Annotated in this window: 22 protein-coding genes, 1 tRNA gene and 2 pseudogenes; 8 read left to right on the top strand and 17 right to left on the bottom strand. The window is 65.4% G+C overall.

Annotated features, from left to right (window positions below):
- Nucleotides 1-18 precede the first annotated feature (18 nt).
- Nucleotides 19-860, top strand: a protein-coding gene (locus tag IVB18_RS37330; RefSeq protein WP_247801096.1) for an IS5 family transposase whose coding sequence is annotated in 2 segments (ribosomal slippage) — nucleotides 19-391 and nucleotides 391-860 — 843 coding nt in all. Because the reading frame shifts where the segments join, the coding sequence is not laid out codon by codon here.
- A gap of 171 nt (nucleotides 861-1,031) precedes the next feature.
- Here the strand turns inward: IVB18_RS37330 and IVB18_RS37325 are convergent.
- The gene (locus IVB18_RS37325) at nucleotides 1,032-2,267 is read right to left on the bottom strand and encodes an IS701 family transposase (protein WP_247983558.1); all 1,236 of its coding nucleotides are present in this window, start codon (nucleotides 2,265-2,267) and stop codon (nucleotides 1,032-1,034) included.
- Between the two features lie 44 nt (nucleotides 2,268-2,311).
- On the opposite strand from IVB18_RS37325, the pseudogene IVB18_RS37320 reads away from it, so the two are divergent.
- The 3 genes and pseudogenes from IVB18_RS37320 to IVB18_RS37310 form a co-directional block, all read left to right on the top strand.
- Nucleotides 2,312-2,839, top strand: a pseudogene (locus IVB18_RS37320) (methyl-accepting chemotaxis protein); the annotation flags it as partial.
- A gap of 180 nt (nucleotides 2,840-3,019) precedes the next feature.
- Nucleotides 3,020-4,018, top strand: a pseudogene (locus IVB18_RS37315) (methyl-accepting chemotaxis protein); the annotation flags it as partial.
- A 355-nt stretch (nucleotides 4,019-4,373) separates the two neighbouring features.
- Nucleotides 4,374-6,062, top strand: coding sequence for a methyl-accepting chemotaxis protein (locus IVB18_RS37310; RefSeq protein ID WP_247985252.1), 1,689 nt, complete (start codon nucleotides 4,374-4,376; stop codon nucleotides 6,060-6,062).
- A 3-nt stretch (nucleotides 6,063-6,065) separates the two neighbouring features.
- Here the strand turns inward: IVB18_RS37310 and IVB18_RS37305 are convergent, their stop codons facing one another.
- From IVB18_RS37305 to IVB18_RS37280, 6 genes are all read right to left on the bottom strand, one after another.
- Entirely contained in the window at nucleotides 6,066-8,765 is a 2,700-nt protein-coding gene (locus tag IVB18_RS37305; protein ID WP_247985251.1) for a DUF2339 domain-containing protein, read from the bottom strand.
- A gap of 45 nt (nucleotides 8,766-8,810) precedes the next feature.
- Complete coding sequence (locus IVB18_RS37300; protein ID WP_247985250.1) at nucleotides 8,811-9,776, bottom strand: NAD regulator; 966 nt, start codon at nucleotides 9,774-9,776, stop codon at nucleotides 8,811-8,813.
- Between the two features lie 229 nt (nucleotides 9,777-10,005).
- Complete coding sequence (locus tag IVB18_RS37295; protein ID WP_247985249.1) at nucleotides 10,006-10,512, bottom strand: protein tyrosine phosphatase; 507 nt, start codon at nucleotides 10,510-10,512, stop codon at nucleotides 10,006-10,008.
- Nucleotides 10,513-10,638: 126 nt separating this feature from the next.
- Nucleotides 10,639-11,256 (bottom strand): HD family hydrolase, encoded by a 618-nt coding sequence (locus tag IVB18_RS37290; protein WP_247985248.1) that lies wholly within the window; start codon nucleotides 11,254-11,256, stop codon nucleotides 10,639-10,641.
- Entirely contained in the window at nucleotides 11,253-11,879 is a 627-nt protein-coding gene (locus tag IVB18_RS37285; RefSeq protein ID WP_247985247.1) for a DNA-3-methyladenine glycosylase I, read from the bottom strand. Before IVB18_RS37285 ends, IVB18_RS37290 begins: the two co-directional genes overlap by 4 nt.
- Nucleotides 11,876-12,757 carry a folate-binding protein YgfZ gene (locus IVB18_RS37280; RefSeq protein WP_247985246.1) on the bottom strand — a complete coding sequence of 294 codons (882 nt, stop codon included), beginning with the start codon at nucleotides 12,755-12,757 and terminating at the stop codon, nucleotides 11,876-11,878. The genes IVB18_RS37285 and IVB18_RS37280 overlap by 4 nt, the downstream gene beginning before the upstream one ends.
- Nucleotides 12,758-12,858: 101 nt before the next feature.
- Here IVB18_RS37280 and IVB18_RS37275 point away from each other — a divergent pair, with 101 nt between their 5' ends.
- Both IVB18_RS37275 and IVB18_RS37270 read left to right on the top strand, forming a co-directional pair.
- Nucleotides 12,859-14,193 (top strand): dihydroorotase, encoded by a 1,335-nt coding sequence (locus IVB18_RS37275; protein ID WP_247985245.1) that lies wholly within the window; start codon nucleotides 12,859-12,861, stop codon nucleotides 14,191-14,193.
- 171 nt (nucleotides 14,194-14,364) lie between these two features.
- A complete protein-coding gene (locus tag IVB18_RS37270; RefSeq protein ID WP_247985244.1) occupies nucleotides 14,365-15,156 on the top strand; it encodes a sulfurtransferase in 792 nt (263 codons plus the stop codon).
- A gap of 238 nt (nucleotides 15,157-15,394) precedes the next feature.
- Here IVB18_RS37270 and IVB18_RS37265 read toward each other — a convergent pair whose 3' ends face one another.
- The 4 genes from IVB18_RS37265 to IVB18_RS37250 all read right to left on the bottom strand — a co-directional run bounded on the left by IVB18_RS37265 (nucleotide 15,395) and on the right by IVB18_RS37250 (nucleotide 17,497).
- Nucleotides 15,395-15,661 (bottom strand): hypothetical protein, encoded by a 267-nt coding sequence (locus IVB18_RS37265; protein ID WP_247985243.1) that lies wholly within the window; start codon nucleotides 15,659-15,661, stop codon nucleotides 15,395-15,397.
- A 303-nt stretch (nucleotides 15,662-15,964) separates the two neighbouring features.
- Entirely contained in the window at nucleotides 15,965-16,342 is a 378-nt protein-coding gene (locus tag IVB18_RS37260) for a TIGR02301 family protein (protein WP_247985242.1), read from the bottom strand.
- A gap of 200 nt (nucleotides 16,343-16,542) precedes the next feature.
- Entirely contained in the window at nucleotides 16,543-16,977 is a 435-nt protein-coding gene (locus tag IVB18_RS37255) for an NUDIX hydrolase (protein ID WP_247985241.1), read from the bottom strand.
- Between the two features lie 19 nt (nucleotides 16,978-16,996).
- Nucleotides 16,997-17,497: a hypothetical protein gene (locus IVB18_RS37250; protein ID WP_247985240.1), complete on the bottom strand. Its 501-nt coding sequence runs from the start codon at nucleotides 17,495-17,497 to the stop codon at nucleotides 16,997-16,999.
- A gap of 62 nt (nucleotides 17,498-17,559) precedes the next feature.
- Between IVB18_RS37250 and IVB18_RS37245 the strand changes: the two genes are divergently transcribed.
- Nucleotides 17,560-18,315, top strand: a complete 756-nt coding sequence (locus tag IVB18_RS37245) for an SOS response-associated peptidase (RefSeq protein WP_247985239.1) — start codon at nucleotides 17,560-17,562, stop codon at nucleotides 18,313-18,315.
- Nucleotides 18,316-18,346: 31 nt separating this feature from the next.
- Here the strand turns inward: IVB18_RS37245 and IVB18_RS37240 are convergent, their stop codons facing one another.
- The 6 genes from IVB18_RS37240 to IVB18_RS37215 form a co-directional block, all read right to left on the bottom strand.
- A complete protein-coding gene (locus IVB18_RS37240; RefSeq protein ID WP_247985238.1) occupies nucleotides 18,347-19,540 on the bottom strand; it encodes a CoA transferase in 1,194 nt (397 codons plus the stop codon).
- Between the two features lie 36 nt (nucleotides 19,541-19,576).
- Nucleotides 19,577-20,506, bottom strand: a complete 930-nt coding sequence (locus IVB18_RS37235) for a glycine reductase (RefSeq protein ID WP_247985237.1) — start codon at nucleotides 20,504-20,506, stop codon at nucleotides 19,577-19,579.
- A gap of 105 nt (nucleotides 20,507-20,611) precedes the next feature.
- Nucleotides 20,612-21,193 carry a GDP-mannose pyrophosphatase gene (locus IVB18_RS37230; RefSeq protein WP_247985236.1) on the bottom strand — a complete coding sequence of 194 codons (582 nt, stop codon included), beginning with the start codon at nucleotides 21,191-21,193 and terminating at the stop codon, nucleotides 20,612-20,614.
- A 20-nt stretch (nucleotides 21,194-21,213) separates the two neighbouring features.
- Complete coding sequence (locus IVB18_RS37225; protein ID WP_247985235.1) at nucleotides 21,214-21,663, bottom strand: GNAT family acetyltransferase; 450 nt, start codon at nucleotides 21,661-21,663, stop codon at nucleotides 21,214-21,216.
- Nucleotides 21,660-23,087, bottom strand: a complete 1,428-nt coding sequence (locus IVB18_RS37220) for an FAD-binding oxidoreductase (protein WP_247985234.1) — start codon at nucleotides 23,085-23,087, stop codon at nucleotides 21,660-21,662. The genes IVB18_RS37225 and IVB18_RS37220 overlap by 4 nt, the downstream gene beginning before the upstream one ends.
- Nucleotides 23,088-23,105: 18 nt before the next feature.
- Complete coding sequence (locus tag IVB18_RS37215) at nucleotides 23,106-24,095, bottom strand: L-threonylcarbamoyladenylate synthase (protein ID WP_247985233.1); 990 nt, start codon at nucleotides 24,093-24,095, stop codon at nucleotides 23,106-23,108.
- A 68-nt stretch (nucleotides 24,096-24,163) separates the two neighbouring features.
- Here IVB18_RS37215 and IVB18_RS37210 point away from each other — a divergent pair.
- Nucleotides 24,164-24,240, top strand: a tRNA-Pro gene (locus IVB18_RS37210).
- Nucleotides 24,241-24,342: the final 102 nt, after the last annotated feature.

Genomic DNA, 24,342 nt, shown 5'->3' with positions numbered 1-24,342 from the left:
CGATTCGAAGGGGCGCCCATGTGGACGAAGGAGAACCGCGGTCGTTACGACCGAAGCCGGCTACGCTATCCAAGCGATTTGACTGATGAGGAATGGGCGTTGGTGGAGCCGCTGATTGCGCCAGCCAAGCGAGGCGGCAACAAGCGCACGGTCGATGTGCGCGAGGTGATCAATGGCCTGATGTATGTGCTGAGCACCGGTTGCCAATGGCGAGCGATCCCGAAGGACCTGCCGCCACGCAGCACGGTGCACGACTATTTTGACTTGTGGGCTTGGAACGGCACGCTCGATCGCATCCATCACGCGCTCTATGTACAATGTCGAGAATTGGCTAACCGAGAACCCAGCCCGAGCGCCGCCATCATCGACAGTCAAAGCGTCAAGAGCGCGGAAAAAGGGGGGCGTGGATCGACCCGCATGGCTACGATGCGGGCAAGAAGATCAAGGGCAAGAAGCGCCACATCCTAGTCGATACTCAAGGCTTGCTGCTCCACGCCCTCGTGCATTCGGCGGACATCCAGGATCGTGACGGTGGGGTGCTGGTGATGGCCACGCTGTTTGGCCTGCATCCATTCCTGCTGAAGCTCTATGCTGACGGCGGCTATCAGGGGCCGATCTTTCAGTCCGCCGTTCGCAAAATCCTCCGGCAAATCGACGTCGAGATCGTCAAGCGCTCCGATACAGCAAAGAGTTTTGCGATCTTGCCCAAGCGATGGATCGTCGAACGCACCATCGCCTGGCTCAACCGCTGCCGCCGTTTGGCCAAGGATTGGGAGTGCCTCAACCGAAAGGCATTGGCGTTCTTGCGCCTCGCCTCAATCCGCCTCATGCTGCGAAAGCTCTGCCAAAAAACAGCATGATCCCGGACAGACTCTAACATTACAGTTGCCGTTTTGCTTTGAGATGCGCGCGCTGAGCGGCAGCCTGGTGAGCTCTGCGCCAGAATGACCATGCGATGACATGCGCGGGTTGGATCCGCTTTCGAGCAAGCCTGATGGCGATGCGGCGGATTTCCTGGATTGACCAACGGATCAGCGGCGGCGTGGGTGTGCTTTGGCTTTTGCCGGGGGGCGGCGTTTGGTTTTTTTGGGCGGTGGCGGATTGGCGCGATGGCGGATCGCCGCCATCATGGCGAAGGCGAGCATCACCAGGGACACGTGGCGATGCCAGCCATGCCAGGACCTGCTCTCGTTGTGATCGAGCCCGAACTCGTTTTTCGCGGTTTCAAAGCTGTCCTCGATCGCCCATCGATGGCCTTCGACCGCGACCAGCGTTTCAATTGATGTTCCCGCTGGGCACCAGGTGGTGAAGAAGGCGAGATCGCCATCGGCGATATGGCGACGGATCAGCAGACCGCGCGTCCATAAACCATCATTTGCGCTGTTGAACTGCTCGACCTCGAGATCGGCCAGTTCGAGATAACACCAGTCATGCAGCCTCGGTCCTTTGGTTCCGGCTCCCGCCGACAAGCGCTTCCAGTCGGACGGGCGCCGCGTCCGGGCGATGTCTTCGGCCTTGCCGGCGACCGGCTGTCGCTTGCCCCAGGATCGGAAGACATGAGAGCTGCTGACCCCGAGCACATAGCCTTTGCCTGCCCGCCGTAGCTGCTGTTCGATATCGCCAACACCGTAGACCGTGTCACCGGCAACCCACTTGAATGGTACAGACGCGGCTATCGCACGTGCGATCATTCTCGTCGCAAGCTTTGGTTTGGTCGCAAAGCCGACATCGGCAGGCACATATGCGGCTTCCAGACGATCTGGATCGTCAGTCCATTCCTTCGGAAGATACAACGCGCGATCGATGAACGCATGACCATGACGCGAAACGTAGGTAGCGAAGACGCCGATCTGGCAGTTCGTAATCTTCCCTGCCGAACCAGTGTATTGCCGTGCCACTCCGCATGAGGCCTTACCCTGCTTGAGAAAGCCGGTCTCGTCGATCACCAGCACCGCATCGTCATCCGCCAAGTGCTCGATGACATAGTCCCGGACGATGTCGCGCAGGGCATCAGCGTCCCAATCTCCACGACCCAGGATCGCCTGCTGACGCCATGGGCCAGGATCGCCAGCCGCCTCCGCGCGCATCCAGCCGGTCTTGCGCTGCTCATCTCCGAGCAGACCTTCCAGGAACAAGCCTGCATTCGTCGCCACACGCTCTTGCGTGAACAACGGACGTATCCGTTGCTTGATCTCTCGAAGCGACGCCGCCCACAACGCAAGCGTCTCCTCAACCGACGCGGCCCGCGTCCACGACATTCGAATCATGGTTGCCCATGGATTCAGAAACCCGCAAACAAAGCAACTGTAATGCTAAGGCGGCGACGCGCATCGGCGACGTTGTCGAGCTGATCAACACCATCGCCGGCCAGACCAACCTGCTGGCGCTCAATGCCACGATCGAGGCGGCGCGCGCCGGCGAGGCCGGCCGCGGCTTTGCCGTCGTCGCTTCCGAGGTGAAGGCGCTCGCCGAGCAGACCGCGAAGGCGACCGGCGAGATCGGGCAGCAGATTGCAAGCATCCAGATCGCGACCGAGCATTCGGTCGGCGCCATCAAGGACATCAGCGACACCATCGAAAAACTGTCTGAGATTTCCTCGACCATTGCCGCGGCTGTGGAAGAGCAGGGTGCGGCGACGCAGGAAATCTCCCGCAACGTGGCTCAGGCGGCCCAGGGCACCGAGCAGGTCTCGTCAAACATCGCCGACGTGCAGCGCGGGGCGGGCGAGACCGGATCGGCCTCCTCGCAAGTGCTGTCCGCCGCGCAGATGTTGTCCGGCGACAGCAATCGCCTCAAGCTCGAGGTCGGCAAATTCCTCGATACCGTACGCGCGGCCTGACGCAGGCTGCACCGAAAGAGATTCTATCCGGCGATCGCCACGCGTGGATGCGCGGCGGTCGTATGCACTTATGTTGCGGTGCCGCGACGAATGGCGCACAGGGTTAACTTTCCAGAGAATCGAAGCAGGCATCTTCTGCCCAATTGCTTGGCACCCAACCGTGCCTTCCGGTCATTGCATCTCAAGCGCTTTGGAGCACATTCATGAGCATGGGCCGAGACCGCGCAGCGGAGCGCCGCCTATGACGCCAGCATGATGAAGACCTTTCGTGAGGTCGAACCGCTGATGCTCGAAGTGCGGACCGCGGTCGAAGGCTTGTACAAGCAGGCCGACGCCGCGGAAGCTGCGACCCGCGATGCCGTGCGCATGTGGATGATGGTCGTCTTCGCCGTCGCCGTCATCGTGCTCGCCGTGGTCGGATTCCTCCTGGGACGCTCGATCTCGAAGGCGCTGTCAGCGATGATCAATGCGATGACGCGGCTTACGCGCGGCGAGCTGTCGATTTCCGTTCCTGGAGTCGGACGAAACGACGAGATCGGTGAGATGGCCGGCGCGGTCGAGGTGTTCAGGAACAACATGGCGGAGGCGGAGCGGCTGCGCGCCGAACAGTCGGAAGCCGATGCGCGCCGCCGCACGCAGCGCAAGGCGGACATGCAGCGGCTCGCCGACACATTCGAAGGCGCCGTCGGTGAGATCATCGAGACCGTCTCGTCGGCGGCAACCGAGCTCGAAGCGTCCTCTAACACGCTGACGCGGGCTGCCGAGCGCGGAAGCGACCTCGCCAGTGCTGTCGCGGCGGCCTCGGAAGAGGCGTCCGCGAACGTGCAGTCGGTGTCCTCCGCGAGCGAGGAGATGACGTCGTCGATTTCCGAGATCAGCCGCCAGGTGCAGGAATCGGCGCGAGTGGCCGACGTCGCGGAGGAGCAGGCGCAACGCACCAATGGGCGTGTCGCCGAACTGACGAAGGCCGCGTCCCGCATCGGCGACGTGGTCGAGCTGATCAACACCATCGCCAGCCAGACTAACCTGCTGGCGCTGAACGCCACGATCGAGGCGGCGCGCGCCGGCGAGGCCGGCAAGGGCTTTGCCGTGGTCGCGACCGAAGTGAAGGCGCTGGCTGAGCAGACTGCGAAAGCGACGGGTGAGATCAGTCAGCACATCGGAGCGATTCAGACCGCAGGAAAGCAACCGGCTGAAGAGCGAGGTCGCGCGCTTCCTGGAGTCGGTGCGGGGCAGCGTGAGGATGTCGGCCGTCCCGTTCGAACGGCGCAGTGAGCGAAATGCGGTACGCAGATGCGGCGCTGCGGGATATCCTCGCGGCTGCAATATATGGTTGCAGAGAAAATAACGTCGAATATGGCCCCGTGCGTAGTTTTACTAAGGTCCCTGTTAACGCCTGTTTGCAACTATGGGCGCAATCTTACCGGATAAGAACCAGCCAGCATTGTTGAACTGACTTCCGTCCTGTCGTCCGTCGTGACGATTGCGGCGCAGGTGACTTGCGCGTTGCTAGGTATCATCGGGATTGGGTGTGATGTCGAAGTTGTCGATCGTTTTCAAGCTTCTGACCGTGCTGTCGGTCCTCGTGCTCTCGCTTGCCGGCGTCGGCGTGACGGCGATCGGCACCATGCAGAACATCAACGCGCACACCGTCGAGATCGCGGAGAGCTGGCTGCCGAGCGTGCGCGCCCTCGGCTCGCTCCGCGCCGACATCAACGAGCTGCGCGTCGCGCTGCGCCTGCATCTGATGCAGGACACCACTGAAGGCAAGGAGGCGGCCGAAAAACGTCTCGCCTCGTTGCGCGAGCGTATCGACCGGACACGCAAGGTCTACGAGCCGCTGATCACCACCTCCGAGGAGCGCTCTCTCTATGAGCAATGGACCAAGGCGTGGGCCGAGTATCTGAACGGTGTGCAGGACGTGATGGCGCTGTCGCGCAAGAGCGTCGGCCGTTTCCCGACCGACGCCAACGAGCTGTTGCAGACCAAGGTCGCGAAGATGGCCCAGGCTGCCGACCCATTGCTCCAGAAGGGCATCGAACTCAACAACCGGGGCGCCGAGCTGGAGACGAAGCAGGCGGCCGACAGCTACGCCACCATCTTCCGCGTGCTGGTCGGCATCATCGTGGTCTCGGTCGTGATCGCGAACGGCGCCGCCTATTATCTCGTGCGCGACGTTTCTCGTGGTATTGCTTCAATCATCCGTCCGATGCAGGCGCTCGGCGAGGGCGATCTCACGGCCGACGTGCCGCATCGCGGCGAAAGAACCGAGATCGGCTCGATGGCGAATGCGCTCCAGATCTTCAAGGAGGCGCTGATCGCCAAGAAGGCCGCCGACGAGGCCGCTGCGCTCGACGCCGAAGCCAAGATCGAGCGCGCCCGCCGCGTCGACGCCATCACCCGCAATTTCGAGGCCATGATCGGCGAGGTCGTCGAGACCGTCTCGTCGGCCTCGACCGAGCTCGAAGCGTCCGCAGCCACGCTCAGCGGCACCGCGCAGCGCGGGCAGGAGCTCGCGACCGTTGTCGCCACGGCGTCCGAGGAGGCCTCCACCAACGTCCAGGCGGTGGCGTCCGCCTCGGAAGAACTGTCGTCCTCCATCACCGAGATCAGCCGCCGGGTGCAGGATTCGGCGCGGATGGCCGCCGAAGCCGTCGAGCAGGCGGGCCGGACCAACGAGCGCGTCAACGCGCTGTCGCTGGCGGCTTCCCGCATCGGCGACGTCGTCGAGCTCATCAACACGATCGCAGGCCAGACCAACCTGCTTGCGCTCAATGCGACCATCGAGGCCGCGCGCGCCGGCGAAGCCGGCCGCGGCTTCGCGGTCGTCGCCTCCGAGGTCAAGGCGCTGGCGGAGCAGACCGCGAAGGCGACCGGCGAGATCGGGGCGCAGGTTTCGGGCATCCAGGCCGCGACCGAGGAATCCGTCAGCGCCATCCAGGAGATTGGCGGCACCATCGAGCGGCTGTCCGAGGTGTCCGCGGCCATCGCTGCTGCCGTCGAAGAGCAGGGCGCGGCCACGCAGGAGATCTCGCGCAACGTGCAGCAGGCCTCGCTCGGCACGCAGGAAGTCTCGTCGAACATCACCAACGTGCAGCGCGGCGCGATCGAGACCGGCTCGGCCTCGACCGAGGTGTTGTCGGCCGCGAAATCGCTCGCGGGCGACAGCACGCGCCTCAAGGTCGAGGTCGCGCAGTTCCTCGAATCGGTCCGCGCCGCCTGACCTCTACGCGCTTGTCTGCGGAGCCGGCGGAGCCTGCCGCCGGAACAGGATGCGTTGGTAGAGCCAGCCGATCGCGACCAGCACGATTCCGAGACACATGAAGGACAGCGCGCGGTAGACGCCGGTCAGCGTCGACATGTCGATGACGAAGGCCTTGAGGATCGTCAGCGCGATCACGGCCGCAGACGCCAGCCGTGCGCGCTCGGAGTTGACGAGAATGCCGATGCCGAGCAGCGTCACGCCGAAGGCGAGCCAGCCGATCGAATAGGTGTACTGCTCGGCGCCCGTGGTCTCACCGTCCAACAGGATCGGTCCGTGATAGGTGCGGCGGATCTCCAGCGTGACGTAGGCGAGCGCGAACACGAGGGCCCCGCCTGCGATCGTGTTGGCGTAGGTCCTGCCGCGTTCGCCGACAACCGCATAGGAGAGCAGCAGCATCAGCACCGCGGGCAGCGCGTAGCCGAGCAGCAGCAGGTTGAACACGAGGCCGCCGACATCGGTCTTGGTCCACAGCCACGGGTTCTCCAGGATCAGCAGGCCGAACACGCTGATGAGGCCGGCGATCACCGTGAGGACGACCGCGCCGACATTGTGCACAATGCTACGGCTCCTCAGCCGTAGCCGCTCGAGTCCGATCGCCATGGCCAGCGTCACACAGGCCTGGAGCGCGAATTCGAGCAGCGACGGCGGCGATGTCATGCGGCCGCCGGTGGCGAGGTGACGGATCTCCATGAAGGCCAGCAGTGCAGTGAACAGGATCGCGGCGGCCTCGACCATGCGCACCGGCGCGTCGTCGCCGCGGCGGTGCAGGAAGTGGCTCGCCGCCCAGAACGACAGCGCAGGCAGGCCATAGCCCCACAGCAGCCAGTTGAAGATCGGCGTGGTGCCGACGGCCTCGCCGACGATGCGGGGATCATAGCCGATGCGCGCGGTGACGATCACGGCAGACGCGGCAGCGAGCCAGCGCAGGAACGGGATCGGCCGCTGCATCGAGATCCAGGCGGTGCCGAGCGACGTCAGCGCCAGCGCGATGGTGAGCCAGCCCTTCTCCAGCGCGAAGGTCAGCGCCAGCGCCAGCGCGCCGAGCGTGCCGGTCGCGAACAGCGCAGTGGAGATCGCGACGCCCGGCCGGGTCTCGCGTCGCGTGAGGGCTTCGGTCGCGGCGCCGAAGGCGGCGGCGAGCAAGACGGCGAGGATCGCGAAAGGGATCGAGCGGTCGAGATGGGCGATGCGCGCATAGAGCGCAACAAGGATTGCGATCGGCGTGGCGACCGCGGTCGCGGACCACACCACCGGGATGATCGCCGAGTTCGAACGGCCCTGCGCGAGGAACCCTGCGATGCCGAAGCCCGCGGCGAAGATCGCGGCCATCACGAGATGCAGCGTCACCGCGCTGTCGGTCGCGACCGGTCCGACGCCGGGCAGCGGTCCGCCCGGCAGCACCAGCATGTCGGGATTGGCGCGCACCGCCCATTCGGCGAATACGATGAAGGCGGCCGCCGCGGCTGCTCCCAGCGCGCCGGTGGCCGCCGGCGCGCGCCAGGCGACGAACAGCGTCGTTGCCACGAGGAGGGTGAAGGCGATCAGCGCCAGATCGGCATGCGCGCTCGACAGCACGATCAGCATTGCGCCGAACAGATAGGCGCCGAGCGAGCTCGAAGAGACCGGCTCGATCTCGCCAGCCTCGATCGTGGGACCGAACATGAAGCCGCAGACGACGAGCAGGGCGGCCAGCACGAATCCGGCGATGACGTGGAAGGCATGAGGTGCCACTTGCAATTCGCCGACGTCGAGGCCCGGGAAGATCCAAAGCACGGCGAAGACAATGGTGGTCACTGCAAGCCAGCGCCACAGGCGGATACGGGCTAGGCCAAAGCTGGCGGCGGTGACGACGGCGAGATAAACGTAGAGCGCCCAATAATCCGCCTTGCCGCTGGAGACGAGGATGGGCGTCACGAACGCGCCGACCACACCGAGGCCGGCGAGCGCAGGCCCATGGAGGAGAGCAGCGGCGAGCGTGCCGAGCGCGACCAGTCCGAGCAGCACGAAGGCGGTGGCGGGGACGAGGAAGCTGTAGAGCGCATAGGCGGCGTAGATCGTAGCAAACGCCACCGCCGTTCCGGCCGCAGTGAGGATCGCGGGGATGTTGGCGATCGGCAACGCCTCGATGCTGGAGATGGTCTCCTTGCGCCGCGTCCATTCGCCGGCGCCGAGCAGCGCCAGCGCGAACAGGCCGCCGAGAAATACGCGCACGCCCGGGCCGATGAGGCCGGCCTCGATCGAGTAGCGCACCATGAAGAAGCCGCCGAGCGCGAGCGCAAGGCCGCCGATCCACACCACCCAACGCGTGCCGAGCCGCTCCTCGAAGCCGGGCTCTGCGGCAGGCACGGCAGGCGGCGCGACGTCATCCGTGCTCGTTTCGATCGGGGGCGGCGTGACATGATCGGTCACGAGCGTTGGGGACGGAGCCGGTTCGGCTTCGGGCGCAAGCGGCGGTGGTGCAGCCGCGGCAGTCGCTGGCGTGGGCACCTGTTCCGGTAGTGGCATCGGCGGCGGCTGGATCAGCCGCGGCGCTTGCAGCATTGCCTCCAGCGAACCCAGCCGGCGGCGCAGCTCGGCCGCCTGGTTGGACGCCTTCAGCGCGATCAGGAAGGCGGCGATCGCAAGCATCACCGCAAGGACGTCAAACGGAGCGTCGAACATAAAGCCTCCAGGCGGCTGGCCTACGGGCCTGCCACACAATCTCTTCTAGCGCCGGGAGCGAACGCGCAAGCCCGGCGCCGGGCGCTCCTGGAGCACATCGCGGCGAAAGCGGTAGAGCGCTGCCGGCCTCCCGCCGGTCTGTGTCGACATCACGCCGGTCGGTTCGACCAGCGCTTCCGTTTCGACCAGGCGGCGGAAATTCTGCTTGTGCAGGTGCCGGCCGGATATCGCCTCCACCGTGTACTGCAGTTCGGTAAGTGTGAACTCGGCAGGCAAAAGTTCAAAGACGACAGGGCGATACTTCAGTTTTGCACGCAGCCGCGCGATTGCTGTCGCAAGGATCCGGCGGTGGTCAAACCGCATCGAGGTGCCGAGTGCGGGAAGGGACTTGCGCGCTAATGCCGCAGGGCGGCCGTCCCGCCGCGCCTCCTCGATCAGCCCGGCCTCGTACAAGAGTTCGTAGCGGTCGAGCACGCGCTCCTCGTCCCAGGGCACGCCATCGAGACCGAAATAGAACCGAACGCGATCCCTGCGCGGCAGCGCGCGCGTCGTCTCCGGCGGTTCTTCCTCGACCCACCTGGCCAGCTCCGGGATGATGTCCCGGGCGATGATCGTGGGCGGCTCCTCGCGCCAGTCTTCCCAGGGAAAGAAGCGATACCAGGGCTCGAAGCTCGCTCCCGTCGCAGCGAGTTCGCCGCCGATCGCGCGCGTAAGTGCGAGATAGCCGATCGATACCATATGCGCGCCGGTGTCGAAGGCCTCCGCATGACGGCCGCGATCGCCGAACGTGTAGAGCTGCTCGACATAGCCGAGCCGCAAGCCCGCCTGCGCCTCGACCCAGGCGCGGAGGCCGATCTCGAAGGTGCGGTGGCTCGGCGCATCGAACGGCCCGAACGGCAGGCCGGCGAGCCCGTCACTGCTGCGCGCGGTGAGAATCAGCGGCTCATGATCCCCGATCGCGACGATCGCAGCGGTCAGGCCGATCTCGATCGGCGTCAGTCTGTCGCTCATGCGGCCAATGTCGCGAAGCTCACGAATGCAGTTTGCCGATTGGTCGGAACGGCCTCTCCACGAACTCGCTGCACCTCTCCCGCCTGCGGGGGAGGTCGGATCGCATCGTAAGATGCGATCCGGATGGGAGCTCTCTCCATTCGGGGAGCGTTCATTGGGGAAGCACCCCCACCCCAACCCTCCCCCGCAAGCGGGAGAGGGAGCGCACCTGCGATGTGGCGTTCAGTGGTCATTCGAGCTCGATCACGAAGGGGCGGCCTTCGACCATCATGGCGCCCGGACCCATCTCGTCGAGCGCGCGCAGCATGCGGCCGTTACGCCCCAACGCGCGATCGGCGAGGCCGACGATGCGCCGGTTCGGCGAGGCGATCGGCGAGGCCGTGCGGATCTTTCTCGCGATCTCGATCTCGTCGCGATTCGGATTGAGCGCGCATGCCGCAGCAAACGCGCTCGCGGTGGAGCGGCTGATGCCGGCATAGCAATGCACCACCAGCGGCGCGCCGCGGTCCCAGCCGCGCACGAAATTCAGCACCTGCTCGATATGCGTTTCCGACGGCGCGACAAAACCGTCCATCTCCTCGGTAATGTCGTCCATCGACACCTTGAGATGGTTGGCCGGCAGCACCGACACCGGCCGCGCCACCTGCTCGACATTGGCCATTACCGTCAGCACGTGGCTGGCCCCGGTGAGGCGGACAGTCTCGGGAAGTGCGGCAAGGGAACAAACGTGAATCATGGGGGACCTTTCGCCGGTGATTATAGCGAGCGCCGTAGGGTGGGCAAAGGCGCTAAGCGCCGTGCCCACCATCGCGCACCTCGCTCGAACTGGTGGGCACTTTACGCTTTGCCCACCCTGCAGAATCTACGCAAACAACGCGCTGAACCGCTCCAAAAACTGCTTCTCGGCCCGCGCCGCCGTCCAGGGCGTGAGATAATCGCGCCGGACGCTGTCGGAGAGGCCGGGATCGCGGCCGAACAGGCGCTTGGCCTCGGCATCGCTGAAGCCGGCAAGCTCGGTCGCCTCCAGATAGGCGGCGCCGCGATCGGCGGCCTTGATGGCCAGCGTGATCTCGTCGGCCAGCACCGGCGGCAGGCCGAAGCGGATATGGATCGCGCCGAGCAGCCGCTTCTCGACCGCCTTGTAGTGGCCGTCGAGCACGGCCTTGAACGGCGAGATCATGTCGCCGATCACATATTCGGGCGCGTCATGCAGCAGGGCTGCGAGCCGCATGCGCTGATCAACGCGCGGCGTCTCGTGCCGCATCACGGTTTCCACCAGTAGCGTGTGCTGCGCGACCGAGAAAATGTGGGCGCCAATGGTCTGGCCGTTCCAGCGCGCCACCCGCGCCAGGCCATGCGCGATGTCGGCAATCTCAATATCGAGAGGGGAGGGATCGAGCAGGTCGAGCCGCCGGCCCGACAGCATCCGCTGCCAGGCGCGGGACTGTACGTCGCGCGCGGCGGGCTTCTTCGCCGTCATTTGACTTTGAGGCGCGGCTTGCGCTGCGTCTTGCCGCAGCTCGCGTGACAGTGGCAATCGACGAGGTGGTCGTTGACCATGCCGGTCGCCTGCATGAAGGCATAGACGATCGTCGGGCCGACGAACTTGAAGCCGCGTGAGGACAATTCCTTGGACATCTGCACCGACAACGGCGTCGAGGCCGGCACGCTCGCCGTGGTCTTGAAATGGTTGACCTGCGGCCGGCCGCCGAGGAAGTCCCACAACAGCTTTGAGAAGCCCGGCCCCTTCTCCATGATCTCCAGATAGGACTTTGCGCTGAGAATCGTGCCGTCGATCTTGGCGCGGTTGCGAACGATGCCGGCATCGTTCATCAGCGCATGAACCTTCTTGGCGTCGTAGCGCGCGATCTTCTCCGGCTGGAAATTGTCGAAGGCTTTGCGGAAATTGTCGCGCTTGCGCAGAATCGTGATCCAGGAAAGGCCGGCCTGAAAGCCGTCGAGAATGAGCTTTTCGTAGAGTGCGCGATCGTCATATTCCGGCACGCCCCATTCGGTGTCGTGGTAGGCGACGTAAACCGGATCTTCGCCGGGCCAGGGGCAGCGCGTCAGGCCGTCGGTATGCACGCGGGGAGCGCGGCTCATGCGATGGGCTGCTTCGTTGGGATACGCACGACGTCAGGTTCCGCGAGCCTCACAGCGAGGCCACCAGCGGTGAGTGGCTGGCCGGCATCGAGTGCGTCGGCGACACGGTCGATCCGCACCAGCGCGATACCCTTGCCATCGGCCGTCGAGCCGATGGTGCCGACCGGCTTGTCGCCGGCAAGAACGGTGGTGCCGGCCTCGGGCGAGGGGCCGTCGAGTAGCACCTTGACACTGCGGGTGCGTGCGGTGCCGCGATGCTGCATGCGCGAGACGACCTCCTGGCCGACATAGCAGCCCTTGTCGAAATCGACGCCGGCAAGACGATCCATGTTGGTCTCGTGCGGGAACGCATCGCTGTACATGAAGTCGAGCCCGCCGCGCGGCACGCCGAGGGCGATGCGGTGGGACTCGTATGCGGCGGCATCGACGAGCCCGGCGCCGATGAGATCGGAGAGCTTCTGCTTGAGCTGCTCGGGGATCAGGATGCGGTAGCCGAGTTCTTCATTGCGCGGATCGGCGAAGGCGAGGTCAGGCTGAACCGCAAGCCGGCCGTCCCAGGCCGCGAGCACGCCGAGATCATCGGAGAGGTTTTCCACAGTGACTTTGGCGCGGAGCTTGTAGAATTTCAGCTTGGTGGCGAGGCCGTCGGCCAGCACCTTCGGGCAGTCGATCAGGAACCCGCCGCCATGGCCGGAGGGCGCCTCCGTGATCAGGAAATCGACGGTGATCTTGCCCTGCGGTGTCAGCAGCGCGCCGAATCGGCCGAAGCCTAGCTTCAGCCTGTCGACGTCGGTCGTGATGAGGCCGTTGAGGAAGTTGCGTGCATCCTCGCCCGCGACCTTGACCACGCCCCGGTCGGGAAGAAACGCTGATTTCATGCGAAAATCTCTTGCGACATGTTGCTCCGGAACGTAAGCCCGCAGCGAATAAACGACAAGACCTCGAGCCCCGCGCTTGGGGATGAGAGAGGCCTTTAGCCATGACCCAGCGTTTTGACGTCATCCTCAAGGGCGGCATTGTGGTCAACCAGGACGGCGAGGGTGTCCGCGACATCGGCATCGCCAATGGCCGCATTGCCGGGATCGGCGCCCTGTCGCAAGCCTCCGCCGGCGAAATGATCGACTGCAAGGGCCTGCATATCCTGCCCGGCGTGATGGACACGCAGGTGCATTTTCGCGAGCCCGGCCTGACGCATAAGGAAGACCTCGAAACCGGCTCGCGCAGCGCCGTGATGGGCGGCGTCACCGCCGTGTTCGAGATGCCGAACACGTCTCCATTGACCGTGACGGAGGCCGAGTTCACCGACAAGGTGAAACGCGCCCATCACCGCATGCATTGTGATTTCGCCTTCTTCATCGGCGGCACCCGCGAGAACGTGCAGGACCTGCCGGTGCTCGAGCGCGCGCCGGGTTGCGCGGGCGTAAAAGTGTTCATCGGCTCCTCGACCGGCGCGCTGTTGGTGGAAGACGACGAAAGCCTGCGCCGGATTTTTCAGGTGATCCGCCGTCGCGCGGCGTTCCACGCCGAGGACGAGTACCGCCTCAACGACCGCAAGCCGCTGCGCATCGAGGGCGATACGCGCTCGCACCCGGTCTGGCGCGACGAGACGGCGGCGCTGATGGCGACCGAGCGGCTGGTGAAGCTCGCGCATGAGACCGGCAAGCGCATCCACGTGCTGCACATCTCGACCAAGGAAGAGATCGAGTTCTTGCGCGACCACAAGGACGTCGCCTCCTGCGAGGCGACGCCGCACCATCTCACGCTGGCGGCGCCCGAATGCTACGAGCGGCTCGGCACGCTCGCTCAGATGAACCCGCCGGTGCGCTCGGCCGATCACCGCGCCGGCATCTGGCGCGGCATCGAACAAGGCATCATCGACGTGCTCGGTTCCGACCACGCGCCGCATACGCTGGAAGAGAAGCAAAAGACTTATCCGGCCTCGCCCTCGGGCATGACCGGCGTGCAGACGCTGGTGCCGTTGATGCTCGATCACGTCAATGCGGGCCGGCTGTCGTTGGCGCGGTTCGTCGATCTCACCAGCGCCGGCCCCGCGCGCCTCTACAACATGGCCTGCAAGGGCCGCATCGCGGCGGGCTACGACGCCGACCTCACCGTCGTCGACCTCAAGCGCAGCGAGACCATCACCAACAAATGGGTCGCGTCCAAAGCCGGCTGGACCCCCTATGACGGCGTGCGCGTCACCGGCTGGCCCGTCGGCACCTTCATCCGCGGCCGCCGCGTGATGTGGCAGGGCGAACTGGTGTCGGCGTCGCAGGGCGAGCCGGTGCGGTTTTTGGAGACGTTGAAGGCGTAGGGGTTTTGCTGCGCCGTTCACACTGTTGTCATGCCCCGGCTTGACCGGGGCATCCAGTACGCCGCGGCATCTCGATTCAAATTTTGCCGCCTCTGGAATACTGGATTGCCCGCCTTCGCGGGCAATGACAGTGTCATGGGGGGACGACAACCTGAACGTGGGGAAGCAACGATGACCACGCGGACATCTCTTGTCTCCACCGAACAGCTCGCCGCCATGCTCGGCGATCCGCTTTTGCGCCTCTACGATTGCACGACGTATACCGAGCCGGTGCTCGACCTGCAAGGCGAGTTCTCCGACACCTCCGCGCGACAGCTCTTCATGATGCCTGGTGTCGCCCAGCTCGAAGCCGCCTTCGGCCGCTACGGCCTCGATGCGTCGAGGACCATCGTGCTCTACAGCATCGGCACGATGATGTGGGCGACGCGGTTCTGGTGGATGCTACGCTCGCTCGGCCTCGATGCGCAGGTGCTCGACGGCGGTTTCGACAAATGGAAGTCCGAGGGACGGCCGGTCGAAACGGGCGCACCGAAGGGATATCCGGCCACGACCTTCAACGCCGCGCAGCGTGCGGGTTTCTTCGTCGACAAGAACACGGTCATGGCGCGGATCGGCGATCCCGCGACCGTGATCGTCAACGCGCTCGGGCCGCAGTTTCATCGCGGCCTCGAGCCGAGCCGCTACGGACGGCCCGGCCGCATTCCCGGCAGCGTCAACGTTCCCGCCGCAACGCTCGTCGATGGCGCCGACAAGACGCTGACATCGCTTGCCGATGCGGAAGCGAAATTCGCCGCCCAGGGCATCACGCGCGACAAGAACGTGATCTGCTATTGCGGCGGCGGCATCTCGGCGACGATCGATTTGTTCCTGTTGACGCAGCTCGGATTCGACAAGCTCACGCTCTACGACGCCTCGATGGGCGAATGGGCCAGGGAGACGGCTCTGCCGATCGAGACCGACTAGGGTATAATCCGGCCCCGAAGGGCCGCGTTAGCGCAAAGTGTGCAGCGGATTTCATGCTCAAGTAACAGGCGTGCATTCCTGATCGCGTCGGGAACATCGCCCGGTCACCGCTAGGCTAATGCTCGTCTACGGCCAACGCCTTCCGTGCGATAAAGGCGGCAGACTTTGCGACCTGGTCGCCGAGTCATTCATCCGTTGACTGGCCCCGCCCGCGTGGCAGGGTCATTTTCCGGGGCGGCTACTGCCTGGAGACGCCGACCGAGAATTCGCCGTTACGGATGCGGCCGGGAAAACCCTCGACGAACTTCGCCACTGCGTCCTCGCCGTAAGTGCCGACGAGTTCGGCGAGCGCCGCGAACAGGCTTGCCTGTGCCAGGCAATCGCCGTCGACGCCGTCATGGCGCGCCTCGGCCCAGGCCTCGTTGAGATAGCTCAGCGCGGCCTGTTTCTGCTCGTGGTCGGGCAGCGGCGCACGTGCGGGGGCAAAGGATACTGGATGGCTCATGAAACTCGACAGGGCTGGGGCGCAATCCACGGCGATGCGCTGTGCGAGAGGTGTAGCACGCGTATTAACGCCGCCTAGGCCACATCTTTAGGAACGGTTAATGGCGGTGGACAAAGACGATGACGGAGTTCCAGCCGGGCGTTCGAACGTTCCATCCTGATTGGCGAGGAGACGCGCCGACCCCTCTCTCGTCATTCCGGGACGCGCCATCAGGCGCGGACCCGGAATCCATCGCACGACGGTTTCTGCGGCCAGATGGATTCCGGGCTCGCGACTTCGTCGCGCCCCGGAATGACGGAGGAATCAGTTCGCGTAGCGCGCTGTGAGGTCGCGTGAGATCTTGGAGCCTTCCTCGATGTAGCGACGGATCGCGACGGTCGCCGCCGGCGTGCAGCTCCGGTAGGTCTGCTGAAAGCCGTTATAGCCGCGGTTGAAGCCGGCGATCATGCGGGTGCGGCGCTCGCCGGCGGGGGTTTCGGCGTCGATCAGCGCCTGCATCTCGCTGCGCCATTTGTTGCCTTCATTGGCCCCGCAGATGCCGCGCAAATAATGCAGCCCGCCGAGGATCTCGGCCAGCCGCTGAAGATCGCCGTCAAACGGCGCCGCCACGTCCTGGGCCCGGGCGGGCACGGAGGCGCAGGCGAGAATCAGGGCAAAAATGGCCAGAAATCGCGTGGACATCGGCCGGTGTATGCCTCCTCAGGGCTGGAGAAGCAAGGCAAGCCGCGCGGGCGGTGCGCTCCCTCTCCCGCTTGCGGGGGAGGGCTGGGGAGGGGGTGTCTCCGCGGGCGATAGCCCCCAAGAGGGAAAAGCCCTCACCCGCGCCTTCGGCGCGACCTCTCCCGCAAGCGGGAGAGGTGCAGCGGAGCTCGCGGTGCCAGCTAGGCTTCGATCAGCCGAGCTGCCGATTCAATGACCTCCTCCAGGCCTCCGGTCAGCTTGAGGCCACCGAGGCTCGCCAGCGCGTCCGGGGCGACCCACCGGTAATCGTCGAGCTCATCGTTGAGGACCGGCTCCCGGGCCACCCAGCGGGCGGCAAAGGACATGATCAGGTAGTGGCCGGCTCCGCCCGTGGCCGGCAGCACCTCGCGCCAGCCGGCGAGGCCGATGATCTCGATATCGAGCCCGGTTTCCTCCTCGACTTCCCGCGCCAGGGCCTGGTGGAGCGATTCGCCGAACTCGACCCGTCCGCCCGGCAGCGAATAGAACCCCTTTGCGGGCGAGCGGGCGCGGCGGACCAGCAGCACCTTGCGGTCGCGGAAAATTGCGGCGCTGACCGCGAGCTGAGGGTGGGTGGGCTGGACGACCGAGGCCAATTTCTTCACCTACTCGGGCTCAGTTCGCCATGATGGTGTCGACGTCGGCTTCCGCCCCGCCATTGATGATGCCGCCGCAGGCCGCGATGAGCGGCTTGACCCAGAGGGTGGCCTGTTCGGCGAGGCGGACGCGGGTCGTGTCCTTCTCAACCTCGCGCATGGCCGAGCCGACCGCGGTCAGGATCGAGGTCATGGTGTCGGTGATGTGGTCGAACTGAGCGCGCACCGACGGGGCTGCCTTCTCATAAGCCTCGATCGCGAGATCGCGCGCCTTGAAATTCGAGGCGGTGAAATGCTCGGCATAGGACAGCGGCGACCAGGTCAAAAAGTCTTCCGCGCATTCCGGCATGTCCGGGACCATTTCGAGCAGCATCACGGCTTCATTGAAATGGTTCAGATAGTCGGTGGCAAGCCCGGTCCGCGGGTTGATGTTGGCCACGCGCAGCCGCTCGGCCCAGGCCGCGGCCTCGGGCCCCGTCAGTGCATGCGTTCGCGCGGCTTGGGAGACCGTTGAGCTCATCTGCCGCAGTGTTAACGTTCGGGGTTAAAAGGACCTGAACGGACCCTATATAGGCCCCAAGGATGTGCGGACGCTTCGTCATAACTTCGGCCCCCGCGGCTTTGCGGCAACTGTTCGGCTATATCGAGCAGCCGAACTTCCCGCCGCGGTACAATGTGGCGCCGACGCAACCGATTCCGGTCGTGCTGGTCGAGAACGGCGCGCGGCATTTTCGCCTGATGCGCTGGGGCCTGCTGCCGACCTGGGTCAAGGATCCCCGCGGGTTTACATTGCTGATCAACGCCCGCTCGGAGACGGTGCTGGAGAAGCCCGCATTCAAGAAGGCGATTCGCCGCCGTCGCGGCCTGATCCCGGCCGACGGCTATTACGAATGGAAGGCGGTCGACGGCCGCAAGCAGCCCTTCTTCATCCATTGCGCCGACGGCGAGCCGCTTGGTTTCGCCGCATTGTTCGAGACCTGGGTCGGACCGAACGGCGAGGAGCTCGACACGGTCGCAATCGTCACGGCGGCGGCGGGCGAGGATCTCGCTGCGCTGCATGACCGCGTGCCCGTCACCATCAGCCCGCGCGATTTCGAGCGCTGGCTCGATTCCCGCGGCAACGAGGTCGATGCCGTGCTGCCGCTGATGGCCGCCCCGCGCATCGGCGAGTTCGCCTGGCACCCGGTCTCCACCCGCGTCAACCGCGTCGTCAATGACGATGAGCAGCTGTTGCTGCCGATCAGCGCGGAGGAAATGGAGGCGGAGGTGCCGAAGAAGAAGATGGTGCGGAAGGCGGCGGCTGGATCGGCGGATGACGGGCAGGGGTCGTTGTTTTAGGTGTGATTACACGTCCGGAATTTGCGGCCTCTCAAACAATCTTCCGGTCTCGCAACTCCGCGATCTCCGCCGCATCGAACCCCAACTCACCCAGCACTGCATCGGTGTCCGCGCCCAGCTCCGGCGCCATCCGATCCAGCCTGCCGCCGCCATGCGCGAGCTTGAACCCGCTGCCGGCGAAGCGCAGGCGGCCGTAGGGGGTGTCCAGCGCCTGGATCGCGCCACGCGCCGCGATCTGCGGATGATCGATCACCTCCTCGATTGTCCAGATGCTGGAACAGGGCGCGCCGGCGTCTTCCAGAATTCTCTCCCATTCGCGCGCCGGCTTTGCCGCGAGTGCCTCTTCGAGAATGGCGCGCAGTGCCGGCTCGTTCTCGTTGCGAGAAAACCAGTCGGCGAAGCGGGGATCTGACAGCGTATCCTCGCGGCCGAGCGCAGACATCAGCGCGCGGTACTGCTTCTCGTTGTTGACGGCGAGCAGGATGTGGCCGTCCCCGCATTTGAACAGGTTGGCCGTGGTCCTGCGGCTCACGGCCTGGTTGCCCGAAAGCTGCTGGCGATGGCCGGCGACCGACCAGTCCGCGATTTGCCCTGAGAGAAACGCCAGTGTTGCCTCCAGCATGGAGACATCGACGAATTGGCCCTCGTCGGTGCGGTCGCGTTGATACAGCGCGCTCGATACGCCGAACGCGGCGGTCGCGCCCGACAGCACGTCGCACACCGCAAAGCCCGCGCGCGTCGGCCCGGTCTCGGGATGGCCGGTGATCGCCATGATGCCTGACAGCGCCTGCATCTTGCCGTCATAGCCGGGGCGCAGGCGGTCCGGGCCGGTCTGGCCGAAGCCGGACACCGCGCAATAGATCAGCTTCGGGTTGATCGCGGACAGCGCCTCATAGCCGATGCCGAGCTTGTCCATCACGCCCGGGCGAAAATTCTCCATGACGACGTCGACCTGGCTTGCGAGCTTCTTCACGATGGCGACGGCATCGGGCTTTTGCAGATCGAGCGTCAGGCTGCGCTTGTTGCCGTTGATGGCCTGGAACGCCGGGGCGAGTCCGCGCTCGGCCCATTCGCGCGACAGCGGCGTGCGGCGCATGTCCTCGCCCTCGCGCCGCTCGACCTTGATGATTTCGGCCCCGAGCAGCGCGAGCTGGTAGCTCGCATAGGGGCCGGCCAGCACTTGCGTAAAGTCCAAAATCTTTACGCCCTCGAACGGTCGCGTCACGTCTCTCTCCCCGTCAATTTTTGTTCTTGGAGGACGTCAGGCAGCGCGATTGCCGCGCGCGATCTCCTTCTGCTTGTCGAATTCGGCGCGGCGGCGCGCCAGCTCTTCAGGCGAGAGCTGCGCGACGTTGTTGTAGTCGAGCTTCCAGGACGCGTCCTCGCTCCAGCGCAGCGGCGACTGCATGGTCGTTTGCGGGCCGCTCGCCGTCTCCAGCAGTTTCAGCGCCAGCTCGAGCGTCTGCGCCTGGGAGGCGACGTCATGCGGCTTGCCGGCGGAATTGCCGAGCGGGAAGTCGCTGAACAAAAAGCGCGGCACGGCGGCGTGCTCGATGATGTCCTTGGCGCAGCCCATCACCACGGTCGGAATGCCGCCTGCCTCCAGATGCCGCGCCACCAGCGCCGTGGTCTGATGGCAGACCGGGCAGTTCGGTACCAGCACGGCGACATCGACCTTGTCGGCGAGGCAGCGTGCCAGAATCTCCGGTGCATCGGTGTCGAGGGTGACGCGATGGCTGCGGTTGGTGGGCGCGCCGAAGAAGCGCGGAGCAACCTCGCCGATGCGCCCCGCGGCGCCTGCCTTCAGAAGCTGCGGCAACGGAAACCAGGTGCCGTTGTCGGTGGCGCTGGTGTGCTTGCGGTCGTAGCCGATATGCGAGATGCGAAGGTCGTGCTGGCTCGACGTGTCGCCGTCATAGACCTGGTAGAACTTCGCGCTGCCATTATACGCCGCACCCGGTCCCTGGTCGCCCTTGGTCGGATCGTACGGCGCGGCCGTGGTGATGATGGTCACGCGGGACTGCGAAAGCTTCTTCTTCAGCGGCTGGAACGGCGCTTCGAGGTAGTGCGCCCACCGATACGCCGTGGTGTAGCCGATCGCCGAGTAATAGTCGCGCGTGCGCTGCATATAGGGGATGGGGGCGTCGTAGTCGGGCGCAAAGCCGAATTCGTCGTCGCGCAGAGCGGACATGGGGCGCGTCTCCTTGGTTCTTATTGCAGCCAGACTAGAGATAGTCGGCGGGCAGCTCAACAGGCCCCATGGCCGCGCAGGCCAGAATTGCGGACCGGGTGGGGGCTACCGAAACACATGCAGCGCCGCATATTGCAGCAGCATGATCGTCTTGGCATCGATGATGCGCCCATCCATGATCATCGCCAGCGCCTCGTCGATCCCGAGCTCCAGCACCTCGATGTCCTCGCCCTCATGGGCAAGGCCCCCGCCGTCGCTGATGCGCATCTCCGGCTCGTACTCGGCGACGAAGAAGTGCAGCTTCTCGGTCACGGCGCCGGGGCTCATGAACGCCTCAAACACCTTGTGGACGTGGTGCAGGCGATAACCGGTCTCCTCCTCGGCCTCGGCGCGGATGCGCACCTCCGGTGCGGCATCGTCCAGCACGCCAGCGGCGGCTTCGATCAAGAGATCGTCGTAGCCGCGGATATAGGCCGGCAGACGGAACTGGCGCACCAGGATCACCGTGCGCCGTGCGCGATTGTAGGGCAGCACGGCTGCGGCGTTGTCGCGCTCATAGGTTTCGCGGTGCTGCGTCTGCCACTCGCCATCGGCCCGCCGGTATTCGAACGTCGTCTCTTTCAGGACGGTCCAGTTGTCCGAGAGCACGCGGACGTCCTTGATGCGGACGCGGTCGGAAATGGTCATGGCTATCTTCCAGATAAGGGCTAAGGCGTAGGATCCCGGCCGTCGAGCCACTTCTGGAACATCACCGAGGTGGATTCCCCGAAGCCGAGCGACTGGTAGAACGCATTGGCCTGCGCATTCTCGCGGCGGACCAGGAGCTGCAGTTTCAAAATGCCGGCCCGACGCAGCCAGTCTTCGACGGACGCCATGATGACGCGGCCAAAACCGCGCTTGCGGCAGTCGGGATCGACCGCGACGTAATAGACCCAGCCGCGATGGCCGTCATGGCCGACCATGACGGTCGCGACGATCGCGCCGCCGTCGCGGCCGATCAGGATCGTCGAATTGTCGCGCCGCCGCGCCAGCGCGATGTCGGCGTGCGGATCGTTCCAGGGGCGCGTCAGGCCGCAGCGCTGCCACAGCGCAACGACAGGCTCGACGTCGGCATCCGTGATCACTGCGACCGCGAGCGGGGAGACAGCTTCGTTCACAGCACCTTTCCCGGATTCATGATTCCAAGCGGATCGAGCATCGCCTTGATCGATCGCATCAGCTCGATCGCGGTCTTGTCCTTCACGTCTGGCAGTTCGTCACGCTTGAGCACGCCGATGCCGTGCTCAGCCGAGATCGAGCCGCCCATGCGCAGCACGATCTCGAACACCACCGCGTTCATCTCGTGCCAGCGCGCGAGGTAATCCGCGGTGTTGGCGCCGACGGGCTGGCTGACATTGTAGTGCAGATTGCCGTCGCCGAGATGGCCGAACGGCACCGGTCGTGCACCGGGGATCAGCTTCACCACGGCGGCATTGGCCTCCGTGATGAAGGCAGGCACGGCGGCGACGGGCACGGAGATGTCGTGCTTGATCGAGCCGCCCTCGGGCTTCTGCGCCGAAGACATCTCGTCGCGCAGCTTCCAGAAGCCCGCGCGCTGGGTGAGATTGGCCGCGATCACGGCGTCGTCGACGATGTCCTCCTCCATGGCGCGGCCGAGGATCGATTCCAGCGGCGCACGTGCATCATCGCTAGGTGAGGACAATTCCATCAGCACGTACCAGGGATGCTTCTGTTCGAGCGGATCGCGCACGTCGATGCCGTGACGGATCGAGAAGTCGACCGCCGTTTCCGACAGCAGCTCAAAGCTCGTCAGCGCATTGGCGGCCTCGCCCTGCGCCATCGTGAGCAGTTTCAGCGCCGCCGTAGGCGACTTCAGCCCGACGAAGGCGGTCTCGATCGCTCGCGGCTTCGGAAACAGCTTGAGCGTCGCCGCCGTGATGATGCCGAGCGTGCCTTCCGCGCCGATGAAGAGGTTGTGCAGATTGTAGCCGGTATTGTCCTTCTTCAGCTTCGACAGCACGTTGAGCACGCGCCCGTCGGCCAGTACCACCTCGAGCCCCAGCGCCATCTCGCGCGCCACGCCATAGGCGAGCGCCGCCGTGCCGCCGGCATTAGTCGAGAGATTGCCGCCGATGGTGCAGCTTCCTTCCGCGCCCAGCGACAGCGGAAACAGCCGGTCGACATCGGCCGCCTTCTGTTGCGCGATTTGCAGCACCACGCCGGCCTCGCAGGTCATGGTGTTGGAGGCGGTGTCGACCTCGCGGATCTCATCGAGCCGGCGCAGCGACACCACGACTTCGCCATTGTGCGGCGTCTGGCCGCCGACAAGTCCGGTGTTGCCGCCCTGCGGCACCAGCGCGATTCTGTGCGCGGAGGCGAGCTTGCAGATTTCAGAGACTTCCGTGGTCGAGCCCGGGCGCAGCACCAGCGGCGAGCGGCCGTGGAACAGATTGCGCTCTTCGGTGACGTAGGCCTCGATGTCGGCCGCATCGGTGATCGCGTGCCGGTCGCCGACGATCTTGCGGAATTGTTCGATCAGCTCGGGCGCAAGCGGAGGGGTGGTTGGCTTATTGACGTTCATGTCCTCTCGACTCTTGCTTTACCGCGCAACGGCGGCCCGGCGCAGCCGGTCGTTGATCGCTTCGCCTAAACCTTCTTCGGGGATCGCCATCACCGTGATTGTCCGCGGCCCCTTCGCATCGAGGGCGCGAAGATAGCCGAACAGATTGGCGGCGGCTTCATCGAGATCACCGGTGGGCGACAAATTCATGACGTTCGACGCGGCGTCAAGGCCGGGTAACCGCTCAGGGCCGAACGCCAGCAGCGCTTCGCCCGGAGCGACGTCGCGCGCATTAAGCCGCACGCCGGCCCGTGGCGCGTAGTGCGAGGCCAGCATGCCGGGCGCCAGCGGCTGGCTGTCGTCGCTCTCGGCCTCCGCGGGCGGGCGCGCCAGCGGTGCGCTGAGCACGGCCTCGATCCGGTCGCGCGACAGCCCGCCGGGACGCAGCAGCATCGGCGCCTCGAAGCAGCCGACAATGGTCGATTCGACGCCCACTTCGACCGGCCCGCCGTCGACGATCAGGTCAATGCGTCCCGCAAGGTCGCTCTCGACATGGGCGGCCAGCGTCGGCGAGACATGGCCCGAGATGTTGGCAGACGGCGCGACCACCGCCCCGCCGAAGGCGCGCAGGATCGCCTGCGCCACCGGGTGGGCGGGGATGCGGATCGCGACGGTATCGAGGCCCGCGGTGGCGAGATCGGCCACCGGGCAGCCTTCGGTCTTGGGCACCACCAGCGTCAGCGGCCCCGGCCAGAACGCCTCCGCGAGCCGCAAGGCGCACACGTCGAACCGGCCGATCCGGCGGGCCGCGGCGAGGTCCGCGACATGTGCGATCAGCGGATTGAAGGCCGGCCGCCCCTTGGCGGCATAGAGATGGGCGATCGCGGTGGCATTGGCGGCGTCCGCCCCGAGCCCGTAGACCGTCTCGGTTGGGAACGCGACCAGCCCGCCCGCGGCCAGCCGCCGGGCGGCGGTTTCGGCGGCGGCCTGGCCGGCCGGCAAAATCAGCGTTTCAAGACCCGTTTTCACTGGGACGAAATTCCTCAAATCGGCCGCTTGCGGTGCGCCAAGCCCGACGCTATAAGCCGGCCTCTTGTCGGAGTGTGGCTCAGCCCGGTAGAGCACTGCGTTCGGGACGCAGGGGTCGCAGGTTCGAATCCTGCCACTCCGACCATTCTTCCAAAAGTCGACGTTTTCCTAAAGGCTTGGCGGACCGGCCGCCGGCGCCTCGGGAGCGCCTTTTTGCAACGAATTTCAGGGCGGGTCCACGGCCGAT

It is taken from the genome of Bradyrhizobium sp. 186, assembly GCF_023101685.1.
In the GTDB taxonomy this organism is placed as follows: Bacteria; Pseudomonadota; Alphaproteobacteria; order Rhizobiales; family Xanthobacteraceae; genus Bradyrhizobium.
Note: the sequence above shows the minus strand (reverse complement) of the source record. Positions and strands in the feature narration are given on the sequence as shown.

Coding starts and splice junctions, on each gene's coding strand:
- IVB18_RS37245 (WP_247985239.1), top strand. CDS start 17,560: ATGTGCGGACGCTTCGTCATAACTTCGGCCCCCGCGGCTTTGCGGCAA.
- IVB18_RS37220 (WP_247985234.1), bottom strand. CDS start 23,087: ATGAACGTCAATAAGCCAACCACCCCTCCGCTTGCGCCCGAGCTGATC.
- IVB18_RS37265 (WP_247985243.1), bottom strand. CDS start 15,661: ATGAGCCATCCAGTATCCTTTGCCCCCGCACGTGCGCCGCTGCCCGAC.
- IVB18_RS37280 (WP_247985246.1), bottom strand. CDS start 12,757: ATGAAATCAGCGTTTCTTCCCGACCGGGGCGTGGTCAAGGTCGCGGGC.
- IVB18_RS37300 (WP_247985250.1), bottom strand. CDS start 9,776: ATGAGCGACAGACTGACGCCGATCGAGATCGGCCTGACCGCTGCGATC.
- IVB18_RS37260 (WP_247985242.1), bottom strand. CDS start 16,342: ATGTCCACGCGATTTCTGGCCATTTTTGCCCTGATTCTCGCCTGCGCC.
- IVB18_RS37310 (WP_247985252.1), top strand. CDS start 4,374: ATGTCGAAGTTGTCGATCGTTTTCAAGCTTCTGACCGTGCTGTCGGTC.
- IVB18_RS37230 (WP_247985236.1), bottom strand. CDS start 21,193: ATGACCATTTCCGACCGCGTCCGCATCAAGGACGTCCGCGTGCTCTCG.
- IVB18_RS37250 (WP_247985240.1), bottom strand. CDS start 17,497: ATGAGCTCAACGGTCTCCCAAGCCGCGCGAACGCATGCACTGACGGGG.
- IVB18_RS37325 (WP_247983558.1), bottom strand. CDS start 2,267: ATGATTCGAATGTCGTGGACGCGGGCCGCGTCGGTTGAGGAGACGCTT.
- IVB18_RS37285 (WP_247985247.1), bottom strand. CDS start 11,879: ATGAGCCGCGCTCCCCGCGTGCATACCGACGGCCTGACGCGCTGCCCC.
- IVB18_RS37275 (WP_247985245.1), top strand. CDS start 12,859: ATGACCCAGCGTTTTGACGTCATCCTCAAGGGCGGCATTGTGGTCAAC.
- IVB18_RS37270 (WP_247985244.1), top strand. CDS start 14,365: ATGACCACGCGGACATCTCTTGTCTCCACCGAACAGCTCGCCGCCATG.
- IVB18_RS37295 (WP_247985249.1), bottom strand. CDS start 10,512: ATGATTCACGTTTGTTCCCTTGCCGCACTTCCCGAGACTGTCCGCCTC.
- IVB18_RS37305 (WP_247985251.1), bottom strand. CDS start 8,765: ATGTTCGACGCTCCGTTTGACGTCCTTGCGGTGATGCTTGCGATCGCC.
- IVB18_RS37290 (WP_247985248.1), bottom strand. CDS start 11,256: ATGACGGCGAAGAAGCCCGCCGCGCGCGACGTACAGTCCCGCGCCTGG.
- IVB18_RS37235 (WP_247985237.1), bottom strand. CDS start 20,506: ATGTCCGCTCTGCGCGACGACGAATTCGGCTTTGCGCCCGACTACGAC.